Source organism: Roseibium sp. RKSG952, from assembly GCF_009711355.1.
In genome coordinates this window covers 1-832 of the sequence record NZ_SMMF01000400.1, presented here as the reverse complement: position 1 = coordinate 832, position 832 = coordinate 1, and the positions used below count along the sequence as shown (strand labels likewise).

Sequence of the window (832 nt, the reverse complement as noted above, 5' to 3'; positions counted from 1 at the left end):
CACCGGGCAGGCGTCAGACCCTATACGTCGCCTTGCGGCTTCGCAGAGCCCTGTGTTTTTGATAAACAGTCGCCACCCCCTGGTCTGTGCCACCCCGATCTGGTTGCCCAAATCGAGGTCTCCCTTCTCGCGAACTTACGGGAGCATTTTGCCGAGTTCCTTCAGCATAGTTCTCTCAAGCGCCTTGGTATTCTCTACCAGTCCACCTGTGTCGGTTTCGGGTACGGTTTATACGGTGGAGCTATTTCCTGGAACACCTTCGCTGCACCCCCAATCCGATAAGGGGATACAACACACGGCATCCGTCACTACCACCAAGTTGAGGAATATTAACCTCATTCCCATCGACTACGCCTTTCGGCCTCGCCTTAGGGGCCGACTAACCCTGCTCCGATTAGCGTTGAGCAGGAACCCTTGGACTTTCGGCGAGGGAGTCTCTCACTCCCTTTATCGTTACTCATGTCAGCATTCGCACTTCTGATATCTCCAGAAGCCCTCGCGGGTCTTCCTTCGCAGACTTACAGAACGCTCCGCTACCGCGCATCTTGCGATGCACCCGCAGTTTCGGTGTATGGCTTGAGCCCCGGTACATTTTCGGCGCGGAGACCCTTATTTAGACCAGTGAGCTGTTACGCTTTCTTTAAATGATGGCTGCTTCTAAGCCAACATCCTGGTTGTTTTGGGATCTCTACATCCTTTCCCACTTAGCCATAACTTGGGGACCTTAACTGGCGGTCAGGGTTGTTTCCCTCTCCACAATGGACGTTAGCACCCACTGTGTGTCTGCCGGACAGTTCTTCCCGGTATTCGGAGTTTGGTTAGGATCAGTAAG

At 53.6% G+C, this 832-nt stretch carries 1 rRNA gene; it reads right to left on the bottom strand.

Annotated features, from left to right (window positions below):
* Positions 1 to 832 (bottom strand): 23S ribosomal RNA (locus tag E1297_RS01230); the annotation flags it as partial.